The following is a 15,718-nucleotide window of genomic DNA, read 5'->3' as shown; positions in this document are numbered from 1 at the left end:
AGTAAGTCAGGAACGACATGCTGAAGCAGAAAATATCATGACATTTATTTCATACACGCTCAGCGTTATGGATCTCTATAATACCTATGAAAAAGATTGGGAGAAAGATTCACCAGTCATTGACGGTACAGGTGCATATAATTGGGCTACAGCATATTATAACAGAGCAGTAAAAATATGGGATACTATTTCTGCTCAATACCCGAACGCAGTCATGTATAAAATGCCTCTTAAAAAAGTCTGATTTGTCATGAAAAACCCGGTCACCTGATACCGGGTTAATCTTTTTGTCTTCCTCATCCACGAATCAAACGTATCTAAAAAGCCCCCACTCAATTCCGGCCAGAAAAATCTTCACCCGGTCGTTTTTTCAAGAGGCTTTAAAACCGCCTTTATGCTCAGCACCTCATTATGGAACAGGGTGAAGGATCGGTTATAATCAGAATACCCCGGATATCTGATGACCAGTTCATAAGTCCCAAACTCCAGACCAAATACTTTCAATGAATTCAACGTCCTTGTTTTCCCTTTAAATTCACCATTCACATACACATCCGCTCCGGGGGGAGAACTTGTAATCAAAAATCCGGTGTTTTGATAGTAATTCGATTGTCCAATATTGGTATCCGAACCAGAGGGTTTGAGTAAATCCTGAATATTAGAAATTGTTGGTGTCTTGAACATATCAGAATAATCAAACGTTGGAGCATGAAGACCGGTATAATACCATGGTGATCCATATCCAAGATAGTGATCAAGATAATATTTGAACCAGTCAATTCCGTCTTCATCATCAGAAGCAGCAGAAACCAAAGATCCTGCTATGATGATAAAGAAAAGTACACACATGCCATATTTGATCATTTCCTTCACCAACATCAATTGTTGATATGAATGTATTCAGGACTCAATAGTATTTGAGAGTTACCCATCTTTCAATAAAAAGTGTAACTCCCGGTTTCAGACAGAGAGACACTGGAGAAGCTCTGAAAAGATATATGATGAAAGATTAGCACTTCATTTCACGAAAAACCGGGAAACATAATTAGTGAGAAGACCCTACAGGAAGAATAGAATATTCACAGCATACTCCTCAATTCCTTGAAACGTGATAATGACATTATCTCCTGGAATCAGGCCCTTGAGTTCATTTGGTGTTACTGAACGGGTAAGTCCCCTTCTTCTCGCCATTGACAGATATCTCTGCTTCAGGAGGAAGACTGATGATGTTCAACCCGGTGTTTGGATCAGAGGGTGACTTAGTATGAAGCTTTGAATCCTTGGTAAAATCAGTCGTTTTTTCCCATGACCCATAGTACTCATCATAATCATACAACCTGGCCGCTGGTCATCAAAACCAGTCAACCCATGACGACCAGGAGCCCACATACTCATATTCTGTCCGGTGATATATGATGGAACACACATTCTCTTCCTGCGAAAATAAGATTTCATGATATACGAAATTACACACCGTTCTGGTCCAGGCCGGTTCTGTTCCGTCTTTTGGCGTTCATACCAAGCAGAAGGATCAGGATACAGACGAGCAGACTTACGAGGTATATTGTCTGCACTCCGGGGATTGATTCCCAGATGATATCACGGGCAGAGATGGTCCCTCCGGTTGAGATGAGGACACCTGCAGCAAAAGAGATCTGAACCATGGATATCGAGAGTAAACCTGCCAGTTCTGCAATGGTTTCAAAGATACCTCCCGCAACCCCGGCCTTATCCAGAGTTATATGGGCATAGTAATAACTGTATGCAGCAGTCCATCCCAGAGCAAACATCAGACCAAGAAAGAATAATGAGATATATACACCACATAACCAACCGGTCCAGGGTATGATGATCATGCACAGGCTTGATAAAATACCAGATACAGCGGAGAGGATAATGAGCTGTACTGTTCCGAATATGCCTTTCCTCTCGATATAGATCCCACAGAGAGGACTTATAATTGCAGGAATGACTGCACCAATACTGGTGATGAGTCCTATCATAACGGGAGGTATCTTTTGAATCTCTGAGAGGTATATTGGGATAAAGTAGTTTGATATCCGGTATACTGCATAGATACTAAAGGCAATGATCAGGGGGATGATGACCTTTTTTTGAAAGACAAAAGAGAGATCAAGGAGTGGTTCTTCTGCCCTCCGCTCCCAAAGGATGAACCCTGCTCCGGCCAGGATTGTGATTATGAGTCCTTGTGCAAAGATGAGGGGATTTTGTTCTATGAGACCCAGGTTCATTCCAATACAGAAGACTCCGAGCGTCAGGAATATCAGAAAAAAACCAGGAAGATCATAGGATATACGGATTGTTCTGCAAGGCCCTTGTGGAATGCTATATATTCCTGCGATCAGTATGATAAGACCAAAGGGAAGAAGAAGGAAGTACATGGATCTCCATCCAAAAGACTGGAGGATAAGTCCGCAGATAACCGGGCCGATGATCGTGCCGATACTCGTTCCCATGACGGTATAGCCGATGGCCCGTCCCTGATGCTCTTTTCTGATAAACACCATAAGGATGGGGACAGATACTGCAAGGCTTATGGTCAGGCCAAGAGAGGAGAAGGCTTTTACTATCATCAGCCATTCAATACCGGGTGCAAAGGCTGATACCAGAGATCCGGCGGTAAAGAGCAGTACTCCTGCAAGGAATACCTGTTTTAAACCTACCTGATCCCCAAGACGGCCGGAGAAGATGAGGGCACTTGCAAATATGACCCCTTCAATAAGGAAGAGGAATGAGGCATAATCACCTCCAAAATCCCATGCAATTGACGATATACCAAGAGGCAGGATGGAACTGTCAATCCCACCCATGATAAATCTCAACGTGATGACAGCGATGATGAGTCTGTCCCTGATATGGGAGAATGAGGTATGCATGCATGTACCCTCCTGCCCGTTCATCTCATGACGGTGTGTGTTCCTGATATATTATGTACCTCCCCTGACCTCCTCGAATGAGTATACGGGTATACAGGTACGGTTGAGGATACTATGAGTAGGATTGCTTATCGTATGGTATGTAGTACACTATGATATGAAGAGCCGGGGGGGCGTGGAAAGCATCGTCTGTATTCTCCTCATGATTTTTGCCATGATGAGTGGTTGTATCATAACAGATACGGAGTATAAGACAGATAACCTGACACTTAACCAGAGTTTGGATGATTCAGATTCGCTTGTACTATATACCGAGGAACAGCCCCCTTTTAACTATATTAATGAACATGGACAACTTTCAGGCCGCTCGACTGAGATCGTAAAAGAGATCATGCGTCGACTTGGTGTCAAATATCCCATTCATATGGTGCCTTGGGCAGAGGGATACCGAACGGTCATTACGACCCCCAATACAGCGATCTATTCGATAATTATGACTCATGAGCGTGAGTCAATGTTCAAATGGGTAGGACCGATTGCGGATCTTGAGTATTCCTTCTTTTCCAGGTCGGATAATCAGCTTAACAATACCTCACTTGAATCATTCAAGCATTGTGGGAAGATTGCTGTAGTGAGTAATGATGCCAGGGAGTGGTATCTTACTGCCCAGGGGTTTGACAATATTCTTTCGCTTGATTCCGATGCTGCCTGTATTCATGCATTAGCAGAAAAAAAGGCGGATTTTTGGTTGGGGACGAAAGATATCTACGCTCAGAATGTGAAACGGTCCATCTGGCAGAATATGCCTGAATTTCAGATCATCGAAGGAAATGTCCCATTACAAAGGGTTTATATTGGTTTTAATAGGAAAACACCTGATTCGGTTATTAAATCCTGGCAGGAGACGCTTGACGGGATGAAAGATGATGGGACATATGATCGGATTCAAAACCGGTATATGCCCTACATCTGTTCATGGGTCAGGTGTACACCCTGAGAGCACTCTCATTCAATCGATATATGATGAAAGATTAGAACTTCATCCAACGAAAACCCGGGAAACAATAATTGAGAAGATCCTACAGGAGGGATGGAATCATGAGACAGTATCATTTTTTCCCATCCGATTCAGGAATTTACTCAAAATACATGAGAACTATAAGAAAAATGGGTGAAAATGTGGTAGTCAGAGAATAAAAGCAGCCCTTACAACTTTGAAAGAACAGCTTCAATACTTTTAATCTCACCCTCATTTACCGTATAGTTACCAGCATAGTCCTTATATCCCGGAAAACTTATGGTAACATTATATTCCCCTGGAATAAGTCCTTTTACTTCCTTTGCCTTTAATGAACGGGTAATACCTGCACTTTCGCCATTGACAAAGATCTCTGCTCCTGGTGGTGTGCTGGTAATACTAAACCCGGTATTCGGATTATATACACGCTCGGTATTCACAGTGGAATCTAAAGTAAAGTCAGTTTTTAACTTTGTTCCCCAGGTTCCATAGTAATCGTTATAATCATAATCGGCTGTTACAACAGATACCAGACAACCCATGATAAACATGAGTCCGAACATTCCAATACTAAACTTGATCATATGATGCACCATACATTTTCCCCGGTTGATGATAAGGTTTCTTGATAATTCAGGGGAGTATGAACTTTCTGGTGTATCTTGAGTGAGCTTGAAAAAGGTATTCCTCATCTTTATAATCATTTTCAGACTGATGTAATCATTCTCATACTTCAGGATCTAGTACTCATAACCTTGCTATGATAATATCGTGAATGAGGAAACATCCTTTTCTTTGAGCCATATTCTCATTCTATTCCGATCTATACGGACGAAGCCAAACCCGACGGTGGAGAGATATCAGAACTATTTCTAAAAATTACCGTCCTCATGCCATCAGGAGATGCAACACATCGGATATGAACACGTTTTAAAGAGTAATCTTTACACTGAACTGAACACATGAACCCCGGAGAGGCCGATTCAGGTAATCGCTCATACATTTGCATCAATAGCTCCCTGCTTTTATTATCGGGACAAGAATTCCGGACCCAGGTATTCCATTCAGGAATATCATCGAGTGTATATCCAAATTCAGAGGTAAACGAAGGATTGAGGTATCTGACTCCTCCGGCATAGTCTGTAATGAGAACCGGATTGCCCATATATCCCATAACATCAAGAAATCGTGATTCACTCTGGTTCAGACAGTCCTGCGTACGTCTTCTGGCGATCGCAATCGAGGCCTGACGAATAAATGACTCAATAACCATATGATTTTCCAGCTCTTCACCTGGATGAAGACACATTCCTACAAATCCAAAGAGCTTGTTTTGCCAGGCCAGACCAGCGATACACATCTTCCCTATAGATTGCTGCACGATAAAGGCTTCACAGGCTTCCCTTGAAAATACCTCATTACAGATATCATAAAATTGAACCGGTTCGTAGGGAAAAAAGGGGCGAAATGGAAATTCCCTCATGATCTTCATCGTTTCAACGGTCTCATAATAAGGAGGCTTACTCATATATTTCTGAATGGGAAAAACAAGACCAGACACATCATTTCCATTATTGAGCTGTTTTGAGCACTCGAAAAATGATGTATCACGGATTGACTCTATCATATACCCATTTCTAATTGGATCATACGAAACAACCCAGGTCCGGGGGGGTTTTGGAAGGAGTTCTGACACCCTGTCGGCAATATACTCATAAATATTCGCGTCGGATGGCAGATCAACAAGTTCCATGGCAGTATGAGCTAGAAATTCTATATTTTTCAGGTATTTTTTCGTATCTGTAATATCCTCAAGAATGAGAGTAAGACCGGTATCACCTTCGTCAAATATTGTTTGAATAACCTCCATTTTAAAAAAGAGATCTTTCTTATCGGTGGAGTAGCGGATCTCAGTCATGACATGATCTCCTTTCGGTGAGGTAATCGTCGCAACGGATTCTGGAGATGAGACTACCGGTATCGCATCCTCAATGATATGCCGTCCGATGAGGTCTTCTTTCTTCATATTACAAAACCGTATGAAATGCTCATTTGCCTGGACGATATTGAGATTTTCATCCACGATAAGGATCATATTTCTGGTAAAACACAAAAAAGCAGATAAGGGAATTCGTTGTGATATCCAGTAGACGTGGGCTGAACCTATTGTTTTTGATTCAACCCTTCCTTCAGCTTTGAGAATATTCAGACATCGGGCGATACTATTACGGTCCTTATGAAGTTTTTTCGCGAGATCGGTTATGGTCAGTCCCCGGGGATTTAACTTCAGGCTTTTGAGGACCAGACCTGGAACATCGGTATCCTCTGCCATATGAGTGGGATAATAATCTTTGACACGATAATTTTTGTGTTAATGTTTAATTATTAATTGAATCTGTTGAGAAACGTACTTTGATCTAAGTCCCTCTTCCTCATACATTCCCGACCTGATCAGTCCTACTATGACGAACGAGAATCGTATAGTTCCTCACTCTCATCCATTGTATCAATCCAGGATTGACCAGTTGTATGACTCTTCTTTCTGAAGAAAGTATTTCAGAGGGAAACAAAACCCATATCAAAGACTTGATTTAAAAATCAGGCATTCCAGGGATATTTATCAAAGTCAATACCCGAGATTTAAGACATGGAAAATCAGTCTGATGGACAGGGATTATAATCTGATGAAATCTTTACTGTTCCCGTTCATCCATCCTTTTGACTGAGTTGTACGTATCAAGGAATGATGTGAGTATCCGGAATCCTTTTTCGGTTATAATATAATCCCCTCGTTCATGCCTCTGAATGATCATACCGGCTTCTAGTAATTTTCTTAAATGAAATAATAAATTTCCACCCCTGAGTCTGGTCAGATGAGAGAGTTCTGAGAATGTTTTGGTCTCTTTTGAAACCGCCTGAATTATCTGAAACCGGGTAGGACTTGAGAATGGTTCTATCATCTGTGTAACGATCTCCTCATCAGAGATCTGGACCAGTGAAGTTTCATTGTCTTTTCTATCCAGGATCCCAAGGGATCTCATAAGATCCACTTGTTTATTGAATAACCGAAATACTTCGGTAAAACAGATATCACATTTATCAAATGGGCCTTTCTTTTTCAGCTCAGCAATCTGGTTTTCATAGGATTGAACCATTTCTTCGGTAATTTCACCATTTTTGATATGCTGTGAAGTGGTAGTGAGAAAATCAAGAAAAACCTGAAAACAGGTGTCATGCATCGTGCATTCATGAACCATGGCATGAGAAAGACAGTCTCCTGCTCGTTCAACCTGATGATGTGCCAGTAATCCGGAGTATTCATTCCTGATATCTGAAATAATGGAGTTTACATGAATCTGATTTGTCCGTTCAATAAACCGGTGAAGTTCTTCACGGAGTGAATGAATCTCCTGTTTAATCGAATCAAGAGGAGGATGAGTTTCAGATGGATTTTCCATACCTGTACCTTTCTGTTAGACTGATGAGGAGATAACTTTTCGAGTTAGTAAAATGTACCTCAATCTGCATGAGTTATTTTAATGACGCTCAAGTATATTTATTCAACGGATGATGTAGTATGGGTGAGACAGATGCCTACATGGAAATGTACCGGTACAGAAGTCCCTGCAGAAAAAGCACAGGAATCTCTGGATAAAACCATGTCTGCCTGCTTCGGATGCCAGATCCACAGCAATGACTACCCAATTGCTCATGCTGCCCAGGAAATTGCATGCATGATTGAGGAGTGAGAAGAATGACAACAGTAAAAGACCAGATCCATGCACAGATTTCAGGAGCACTTGCAAACGCCTCCTTTCCTATAGACACCCCTGAAGCATTACTAGCTGCGTTTCCTGCAGGGGCGGATACCACCTGTCAGGTGGGAGATCTGAAGATGACCGCCGGAGAAGCAGGAAAACTCCTAAATGCCACTGATTTCCCCTTTACCAGTGCAAAACAGGTAGCAGACATTATTGTTGAGCGTGCAGGATTATAAGATCGAATTTCCTCCATGTTTTTTTATTTTTTTGGAAAAATCTAAAAGATTTTTACTCACGTTTCATCAACTTATTAAAACTGATGAAGAGGCGGTATTATTACATCTCACCTTATCTTTGATGATCAGTGGAAATCCGAGCGAATAAGAATCGGATAAATTTTAGAATTTTAAGGGTCCAATCGAAAAAATCAGAGAGGAGTATTATTCACAAGGGGGTTCTCATTATCAGGTACGTATTTCCAAACTCTGATGAGTATCTGTCAAAGATGTCGGTTTGCCTTTTCAATCCATCAATCACCATCAGAGCATCCTTATCATCTGCAAATTCCTCTTCAAGTCCTCCAAACCTCTCCCTCAATTGTCCGTAGAAACTTTCTTCCCATACTCGTGAAGGGAGCCGGAAGGAACCAACCAGTTCAAGTCCGGCATTTCGGATGATCGATATTCCTTCTTCTTCGGTCATCATGATGGGATGGTATTCGGCGAAAAATTCCCGTGCCTCTTCGGAAGGGGTCTTTATAAACCAGAATATATCCGAGATCATGATATATCCACCACGTTTCAGGAATGCTTTCCAGTACCTGACTGCTTGTTCGATTCCGATGATAGAGGCACATCCTTCAGCCCAGATTATATCGAAAGATTCCTCTTCAAAGGGAAGATCATCCATAGATGCACAGACCGTTTTGATCCTTCCTGAAAAACCCTCGGCAATTATTTTTTCTTCCAATCCATCGAGATACGGCTGATGGATATCTACCGCTCGTATCCTACAGGACGGGCACAGGCGGGCAAGGGCCATCGTCTGTGCTCCCTTCCCGCACCCGACATCAAGAATCTCACCACCTCCTGGAGGGAGGTCTGTGATACGTGAATATGCCTTTTTGGTGTGCTCATCATCGCCCCCACCCAGTCTGGGGAGAGATTCAAAAATCCTAAAAACAGAACTGTTGCCCATATTTTTTTTAAATCTTAATATTTTAAGTAGTTTCGGTTCGGTTCGGCTGAGTAACGTTTGTTTTCTCTAGAGCGGTTTGTATTCAGTTATTCTGATATGAATGGAGACTGGCCGTAACCTGATAAGATAATAGGATCAGAATAATCCATTACACCACTGGGAATAGCATATCGTAGACAAAACTGCTCATTTTCTCCTGTCAAAAAACATTGATGAACGAGCGAATATGAACTGAAAGAGATCATCCTGAAAAAAAACGAAAACCACCATGGAGAGGACTATACAATATAGAGCACGATTACGAAAAGAATACCCCCGCTCAATCATCCAGCTTAGAGGCACGACGATCAGGGCAGGGGCAGTAAATAATTATCAATGTATACGAATTTATAATTTCCCCACGGATAACCTGAGCGGGCCATTGTCATCTGAAATAAATATTCATTCTTCCTATTCGGCGCCCTCTGCTTGTATAAGAGGATACCGGAATGGTGAGATTTGATCAATGGATATCTACTTGAGATTTTGTTAACAAAAATCTGACTTACCCAATTGAAGCGATGATGAGCCAAAATTATTCCATACGCCGAAATCTCTTCGGGAGCGGTGGAGATCCCTTCCTTCTCCTGGAGAGTGCCCGTGCCGTCTCTATCATATCCAGGTATTGTTCTTTCGTCAGTGGAAACTGGTCATTATGTGCATACAAGGCATTTATCAGGTTGCATTGTTGTTCACTCCAGACTTCATTCGGGACCGAACGCACCCACTCAGCCTGTTTTTTTACAAACCATAACCGTTCCTTTCGGTTTCTTTCCCGGAATTCAGGATCAGGAGGTTTCATAATCAACTCCAAAGGATAGACAAAATTCTTTTATGAGATCTTCGTCGATAAAATCTTTACATACTTCCCTGATGAAAATCGCATCTTCAACATCCTTCTCACTCCCGAGCCAAAATTTATACGCAATCTGTATCTCAATAGGACTAATCCAGAAGGTTTTCCCATCTACTACCAATTTAACCCGGTTCGTGAAAGAATACTCATCGGATTCGTTCTTAATAAATTTTATTTCGATATTTGGAATAAAACGGTTCATTTCACAGAGACGTATTGCTGATCCTGATAGTAATATTGAGTAGAGCCCATCGGCATCCTCAGCGTTTAAAAATTCGTATCCCTCCATGATTAATATATCATGAATGTTCTCAAAAGTTGAGAAATCACAAAAAGGAATGATAATATCAACGTCTTCTGTGCTTCGGGATCTACCAAATAATATGGCAACATAGCCACTTACGATTACATATGATGTGTATTCGGTCAGAATATCCAATACTTGACAAACAAAGAGATCTAACTGAGAAAGGTGACGGTTTTGAATAAGTATGGTTTCTCCTTTCTTCTTAATAGTCATATTTTTTCTCCAGTCAGAGTAATCCAGTTTTTATTATTAATATCCTTTGAGGTTATGCTTGCCATAATTTATCCAATGAAGAGTTTAATTCCTTTTTTTCAAAAAATCGACATATCAAACAATTTGGTGCATCTCTAAAGGATCATTTATCTGATACTTTTTACCATATTTGAGCAGATCTCTAGCATATGAGAAAAGCTCCATTAGGAATTTATTCCATCCGTCAATTGACGATAAATCGTGTGAAAGAGTAATCGTCCTGACAAGTAAACCTTTTTTGGTATATTCATAGGGTATCTCCCAATTTCTAAAGATCTTATCTCCTGTATCCGGATATAATAACATTAAAGCAGTAACTTTCCCTTTAGCACCATATGCGCACATTTGATACGCATCGGATTCAATAACACCTGCTTTATTGTCCGTTTCATTAAGCAATTTATATTTCGTATCAATAATGACAGGAGTTTGGGGATGGTTAATGAAAATATCTGGCCTCAATTGGAACAATCCCTCTCCATCAACCTTTTCAGGATCGCTTATGAGATTTCCCTTGTTATACTGGGTTTTCACTGACACCTTCTCTGAAAAAAATTCTTTTCTGTATTTATCAAATACACCCGCAATAAATTGTTCAAAAACTTTTTCCATTGGAACAAGAAGAGAAAAAAATTCAATGTGTGATGCTTGAAGAGAGAGAGTACTATGAGATAGATAAATTTGACAAAATTTTAGAAATGGTTCAAATGCTCTACTCAAACGATCCAATACCAGTTTTTTACTTTCATTATAAGTAAAGGGCTTATAAGATACAGGTTCAAGAATTAAAAGAATTTGCCGTAAGTGTTCTTTTGTTTTTACTCTTTTGACATGTCGCATCATGAGCATTACACAATATTTGAATAGCCTATTTAATGGAGTGTCATATGAAAATTCACTAAAAATGCAAGGAATTACATGAAGTTTTGTGGGATTTACTGATGAATGAATATTCAATTTACCTTTACTAAACTTTAAATAATCAGTCTTTTTTTGATATTGACGGTGTTGATTTCTTACTAGGAGAGTGTTGAGTTTATTAGCAAATATGTCGATATAGAAATCAAGCATATCCAGTTCTTCATGATCTAATAGTGAGAGATCAGAAACCTTAAAAGGAATATCGCAATAAGAAAGCATTAGAATAAGATTTTTTGTGATTATTGATTTATGCTCTTCATAATTATTTTTAAACAGTTTCGGAAGAAACTGAAAAGAAATTCCCCCGATTCGAACTACTCCAGCCAGACTATTTGGCTTTAAGGTATTATTTTTTCTTTTGCAGATGATCTCTTTCGGATCAATCTCATCAAATAATTTAAAAACACCGGGTGGTAAGGTTAGAATCGTACCAACAACACCAACATTTTCACCTTCCTGAACGGAGTATTCAACCCATTCAAATAACGAAATTGGATTATATTTCATCTAAATCCAGATTTTTACAGATTTTAAGACATGCCGTGAAAAATTCTTCGGAAGACAATTTTTCTTTTAATGTATAGGATTTATTATTATATTCAATAAAATCACTTCCAATGACGTTAAACAGACTTTTCGGTGAATCATAGAAGTATTCCTGCAGTAATGGAATAATTTCATGATACCAGATTATTGCTAGTTCTTCAATAGCTGAATTCCTATCCTTGCAATTCTGAAGCTTCAAAAAGAAACTATGCCCAATTTGATGATCTCTATCATGTTCCTTTATAATTCTGGAATTTATTATTTCAAGAAGGTTCACGGACATCTCCAAAACATCCTTTACATCAGGGTTTTTTTGTGTTGAAAAAGTGTTTCGGAGGAGTTTATAATCCGGCATTATTTCAATAAATCCGAATCTTCTTCGTAAAGCAATATCAATAAGAGCGATGGATCTGTCAGCAGTATTCATGGTCCCGATAATATAGAGATTTGGGGGGATTCCAAACATCGTTTGAGAATAAGGAAGTCGTGTTGTTAATTCATTATCTGAACACAATCGTTTATCCTTTTCAAGAAGGGTGATGAGTTCACCAAATATTTTTGAGATATCTCCCCTGTTTATCTCATCGATAAATAAGTAAAAAGGATATTGTTCTGCAAGGTTGCAGAGTTTTCTTTTTTCTTCAGGGATTAATTCAGGGATATCGGAATCTTTGTTCCATTGGTATGAGAGATTTGCTGAAGAAACTAAAGCATTAAAGGCATTTCTGCAGAATCGTTTGAATACTCCTTCATGTACCTCATATGATATTTTATCTTCATCTTTTATATGAGGACGAAGGCCTTCAATAAATTCTTCATAACTGAACGATTGATGAAATGTGATAAATTCTGTTCGTTTTATAGTTGTTTCTGTAGTTTTGGTTGTAATATTTAATTGTGACAGATCTTTTCCTGCCAGTGCAACAATTCTTTCAAAATCTAACGGCTCAATACGCCTGATTATGGCATTTGCTTTAGTTCGAATAATTATACTTGAACGAAATTCAGTGTCATCCCGAAGTATACTATAACTGGGTCCAGAGGTAATTGTGATAAACTGATATTGAAAAGTATCTTCTCCTTTATCAATGCATTTTGCAAATCCAATGATTCGGTGTTCATCATAACCATAACATGCAAGGATATCACCAGGTTTCATGGCAATAAAATACATATCCCAGTTATAGGCATGATTCCATCTGTATGTATAGATCTTGTTTAAATCAATGGTTGAGAAATTAAATTGAGATTTTTTACTTATTTGAACCCAGTAAAATTCAATATCTTCGTAATCATACGTCTTTAATGTAAAGGGAGAATTATCTAGGTTGTTTTTAATATCCTTAAATTGGTATGTTTTTCCTGTTCCCGGTGGACCATATAAAATTATTTGACCCTTTCTTTTCAGAAGTTTTGTCAATGGAGTATCAATTAAACCATTATTAGAAGAGTTTTCTTCAATATAGGCATGATTTAAAGAAAGATACCTATTGATTCCCATTAAAAATGTTTCAAGAGTACAGAAATCAGCATCATGAAAATTTTTATCTTGACGTACAGTAGTTAGTAAAAATTTCATCACCTGGACATAAGAGAAGTATTCTTGTCCAGATCCTTCATATTTTGAGCTTGAGATTAAATTAAGGCTGAATAATGCTTTTTTTGATGGCGTGTTATAAATAGGATAGTCATTAGGAAATCGATAACAAAGTAATTCTGATAAAAAAACTGCACCAACGTTTTTAGTTGAAGAAATTGTGCTGATAAACCGATCGTAAATTGAACCATCTCCATATAGGAAATTATATATCCGTTTTTTAAGTTCTTCAAATCCTATCTCTGAATATAAACATTCTCCGGCTCTATTTCGTTCAAAATCTTCATTCGGTATATTAAATTTATATATTGTAAAGAACCCCGAAACAATTCGGTTAAATGTTTCAATATCCAGTTTTAATAGATTCTCATCTGAAAATGAATAGGGAATCTCTTTTTTCATAAAGTCATGCTGTTCTCTTAATGTATTAAAACCCCTGATTTTATTTTTTCTCTCAATTTCATCGCGATTGTTCACAAAATAGTCAATATAGGGCTTAAGTCGTTCAAGAGTAATTTGTTGATTTGACATTTTTTCTCCGGATAATTCAAGAAAAATTTCTAATAATGCATTAAAGGTAGAATCAATTTCGTATTTTATATCTGGTGGGATTTCATTAACTGGAACTATCTGAATTAAAGCAGATGCATTAGTCCAATATTTGATGATATCTGCTGAGTTGTTAATTTTATGAGAATCAATATAACTTCTTTTTGTATTTCCTTTTTCCGTCGAAATAAATTTTATTTTATGGTTATCTGATAGTATTTGAATTATCTTTTCAGCCAAATGAGGTTGAGAACGAATTTTTTCAACTGATTGATCAGATTCATCGACATAATCGCCATACGTTAATCCAAATCGCACTTCAAAGGGTAGAATTGTGATGTATAACTGGGGATAGTAAGAAAATTTTTGATTTTTTATTGTTGGATCTTTTTTCGTTATTGTACCCCAGACATATGGATTTACTTTTTGGCCATAGTATGGATGTCCTTGTGAGTCAAAATATTGAGTGAGGTTTTTTGCTTGTAAGAATTCATCGAGAATTTTTTTAATTAACTGGTTCGGAGAAAGGTTGTTGTATTTTTCTCTAAACTCTGATATTGCCGGCTTAACTATTGAGTTGTACTTATTCTGGTTTTCTTCTGCGTCTGATGATCTACTGAGTTGCTTATCATCAAGGTTTGATTCGACAATAAGGTTTGATATCCGTCCGATTTCTGTAAACGCAGTTTGATATTTTATTTCCATAGATCATCGTGGTAATAATTTTTAAGCAGATCTAACAATTTTATTTCATTTATTTCTTTCATTTACTCTCCAGAAAAGGTATATGCCTTCATTTCGATACGGTGAGATCTCAAACCCATACCACCTCCTGAGAGATATAAGGGAGAATATAGGGAGATACACCATCCGTGGTGACGATCTCAACTTTTCTAGGAAATAATGACTGGAGATACACTTCAAGATCAAGATATTTCCTGTAGGTTACCGATTCAGGATCTAACTCGATAAAAAGATCAATATCACTCCTCTCTCCGGCTTCATCCCGTACAACAGAGCCGAAGAGACCGAGCTTTGAAACACCAAACCGGCTCTTTAAATCATGAGATTCACGTTTTAAAATTGAAAGTATTTCATCCCGCTCTGTCATCATCATTACCTCTTCATACTGGAAAATCTGAATACTGTAACTAATTTATCGAAGAATATAATTCTGATTATCTCAATGCAGGTTTATCATCCATAAGACCCCTATTATGGAATAAAATTACTTCAATCATGTTGTTTTCCGTCTCTTTTCTGGCCTTTCCGGAGGCAATACAAACGGGAAGTGTATGGCATCATGTGACATGTAATTAAAATATTATTTGGATAATGAAAACTTTTGACTTATAACCATTTAAATATTGATAATGTGATTTTGTCTGATACCACAGAAAAGTGAAAATCTGTGTAACTCAAATATGTTTTTTCAATATCCTCATAAAAGCTTGATACCAGGTCTGCCGTACATTATCCCAAAAAAGATATCATATCCCTTCAATCCAGATAAAAATTTATTATCAGCAGGCTATTTAAATACCCATCGGTACAAAATATCAAGGATTAAATTCATATCAAAGGCTGGTTTTATTATCTAAAAAATAGGGATATATTATTCATCTAAATGACCATGACTAACCCAGAAAATTTTATAACTCCAAAAAAACTCGCAGAGTGTATTCGCGAAGAATTTTTTCAATATGGCATAAAAATTCAAGAGAGAAAACTTTGACTGTATGCCATAGCCACAGCTCAAATCATCACTTTGACCCAAC

At 38.3% G+C, this 15,718-nt stretch carries 16 protein-coding genes; 4 read left to right on the top strand and 12 right to left on the bottom strand.

All coding sequences use genetic code 11. The features are described 5' to 3' along the window. The coding region (locus LDL35_RS08050; protein ID WP_304021415.1) for a hypothetical protein at positions 1-244 on the top strand (244 nt) is incomplete at its 5' end. Between the two features lie 110 nt (positions 245-354). Here the strand turns inward: LDL35_RS08050 and LDL35_RS08045 are convergent. The 3 genes from LDL35_RS08045 to LDL35_RS08035 all read right to left on the bottom strand — a co-directional run bounded on the left by LDL35_RS08045 (position 355) and on the right by LDL35_RS08035 (position 2,897). After that, positions 355-813, bottom strand: coding sequence for a PEGA domain-containing protein (locus LDL35_RS08045; protein WP_304021413.1), 459 nt, complete (start codon positions 811-813; stop codon positions 355-357). 246 nt (positions 814-1,059) lie between these two features. After that, positions 1,060-1,191 carry a hypothetical protein gene (locus LDL35_RS08040; RefSeq protein ID WP_304021410.1) on the bottom strand — a complete coding sequence of 44 codons (132 nt, stop codon included), beginning with the start codon at positions 1,189-1,191 and terminating at the stop codon, positions 1,060-1,062. 275 nt (positions 1,192-1,466) lie between these two features. After that, positions 1,467-2,897: an MFS transporter gene (locus LDL35_RS08035; protein ID WP_304021408.1), complete on the bottom strand. Its 1,431-nt coding sequence runs from the start codon at positions 2,895-2,897 to the stop codon at positions 1,467-1,469. A 157-nt stretch (positions 2,898-3,054) separates the two neighbouring features. Between LDL35_RS08035 and LDL35_RS08030 the strand changes: the two genes are divergently transcribed. Beyond that, positions 3,055-3,894: an ABC transporter substrate-binding protein gene (locus tag LDL35_RS08030; RefSeq protein WP_304021406.1), complete on the top strand. Its 840-nt coding sequence runs from the start codon at positions 3,055-3,057 to the stop codon at positions 3,892-3,894. Positions 3,895-4,103: 209 nt separating this feature from the next. Here LDL35_RS08030 and LDL35_RS08025 read toward each other — a convergent pair whose 3' ends face one another. The 3 genes from LDL35_RS08025 to LDL35_RS08015 form a co-directional block, all read right to left on the bottom strand. Continuing rightward, positions 4,104-4,511: a PEGA domain-containing protein gene (locus LDL35_RS08025; protein WP_304021403.1), complete on the bottom strand. Its 408-nt coding sequence runs from the start codon at positions 4,509-4,511 to the stop codon at positions 4,104-4,106. 227 nt (positions 4,512-4,738) lie between these two features. Further along, positions 4,739-6,247 (bottom strand): PAS domain S-box protein, encoded by a 1,509-nt coding sequence (locus LDL35_RS08020; protein ID WP_304021401.1) that lies wholly within the window; start codon positions 6,245-6,247, stop codon positions 4,739-4,741. Between the two features lie 361 nt (positions 6,248-6,608). Beyond that, the gene (locus LDL35_RS08015; protein ID WP_304021399.1) at positions 6,609-7,373 is read right to left on the bottom strand and encodes a winged helix-turn-helix domain-containing protein; all 765 of its coding nucleotides are present in this window, start codon (positions 7,371-7,373) and stop codon (positions 6,609-6,611) included. 132 nt (positions 7,374-7,505) lie between these two features. Here LDL35_RS08015 and LDL35_RS08010 point away from each other — a divergent pair, with 132 nt between their 5' ends. After that, positions 7,506-7,664 carry a hypothetical protein gene (locus tag LDL35_RS08010; RefSeq protein WP_304021397.1) on the top strand — a complete coding sequence of 53 codons (159 nt, stop codon included), beginning with the start codon at positions 7,506-7,508 and terminating at the stop codon, positions 7,662-7,664. A gap of 5 nt (positions 7,665-7,669) precedes the next feature. Continuing rightward, positions 7,670-7,912, top strand: a complete 243-nt coding sequence (locus LDL35_RS08005) for an MTH865 family protein (RefSeq protein ID WP_304021395.1) — start codon at positions 7,670-7,672, stop codon at positions 7,910-7,912. A 208-nt stretch (positions 7,913-8,120) separates the two neighbouring features. On the opposite strand, the gene LDL35_RS08000 is transcribed toward LDL35_RS08005, so the two are convergent. The 6 genes from LDL35_RS08000 to LDL35_RS07975 all read right to left on the bottom strand — a co-directional run bounded on the left by LDL35_RS08000 (position 8,121) and on the right by LDL35_RS07975 (position 15,057). Continuing rightward, positions 8,121-8,873: a class I SAM-dependent methyltransferase gene (locus tag LDL35_RS08000; protein WP_304021393.1), complete on the bottom strand. Its 753-nt coding sequence runs from the start codon at positions 8,871-8,873 to the stop codon at positions 8,121-8,123. Positions 8,874-9,447: 574 nt separating this feature from the next. After that, positions 9,448-9,714, bottom strand: a complete 267-nt coding sequence (locus LDL35_RS07995) for a hypothetical protein (protein ID WP_304021390.1) — start codon at positions 9,712-9,714, stop codon at positions 9,448-9,450. After that, positions 9,701-10,288: a hypothetical protein gene (locus LDL35_RS07990; protein ID WP_304021386.1), complete on the bottom strand. Its 588-nt coding sequence runs from the start codon at positions 10,286-10,288 to the stop codon at positions 9,701-9,703. The genes LDL35_RS07995 and LDL35_RS07990 overlap by 14 nt, the downstream gene beginning before the upstream one ends. Before the next feature lie 114 nt (positions 10,289-10,402). Then, positions 10,403-11,755, bottom strand: coding sequence for a hypothetical protein (locus LDL35_RS07985; protein WP_304021384.1), 1,353 nt, complete (start codon positions 11,753-11,755; stop codon positions 10,403-10,405). Further along, positions 11,745-14,645, bottom strand: a complete 2,901-nt coding sequence (locus LDL35_RS07980) for an McrB family protein (protein WP_304021382.1) — start codon at positions 14,643-14,645, stop codon at positions 11,745-11,747. The genes LDL35_RS07985 and LDL35_RS07980 overlap by 11 nt, the downstream gene beginning before the upstream one ends. 109 nt (positions 14,646-14,754) lie before the next feature. Further along, on the bottom strand, positions 14,755-15,057 hold the full coding sequence (locus tag LDL35_RS07975; protein WP_304021380.1) for a nucleotidyltransferase family protein: 303 nt from the start codon (positions 15,055-15,057) through the stop codon (positions 14,755-14,757). Positions 15,058-15,718 lie beyond the last annotated feature (661 nt).

It is taken from the genome of Methanospirillum hungatei (assembly GCF_020216685.1).
GTDB lineage: Archaea > Halobacteriota > Methanomicrobia > Methanomicrobiales > Methanospirillaceae > Methanospirillum > Methanospirillum hungatei_B.
This window is presented reverse-complemented; position numbering and strand designations above follow the sequence as displayed.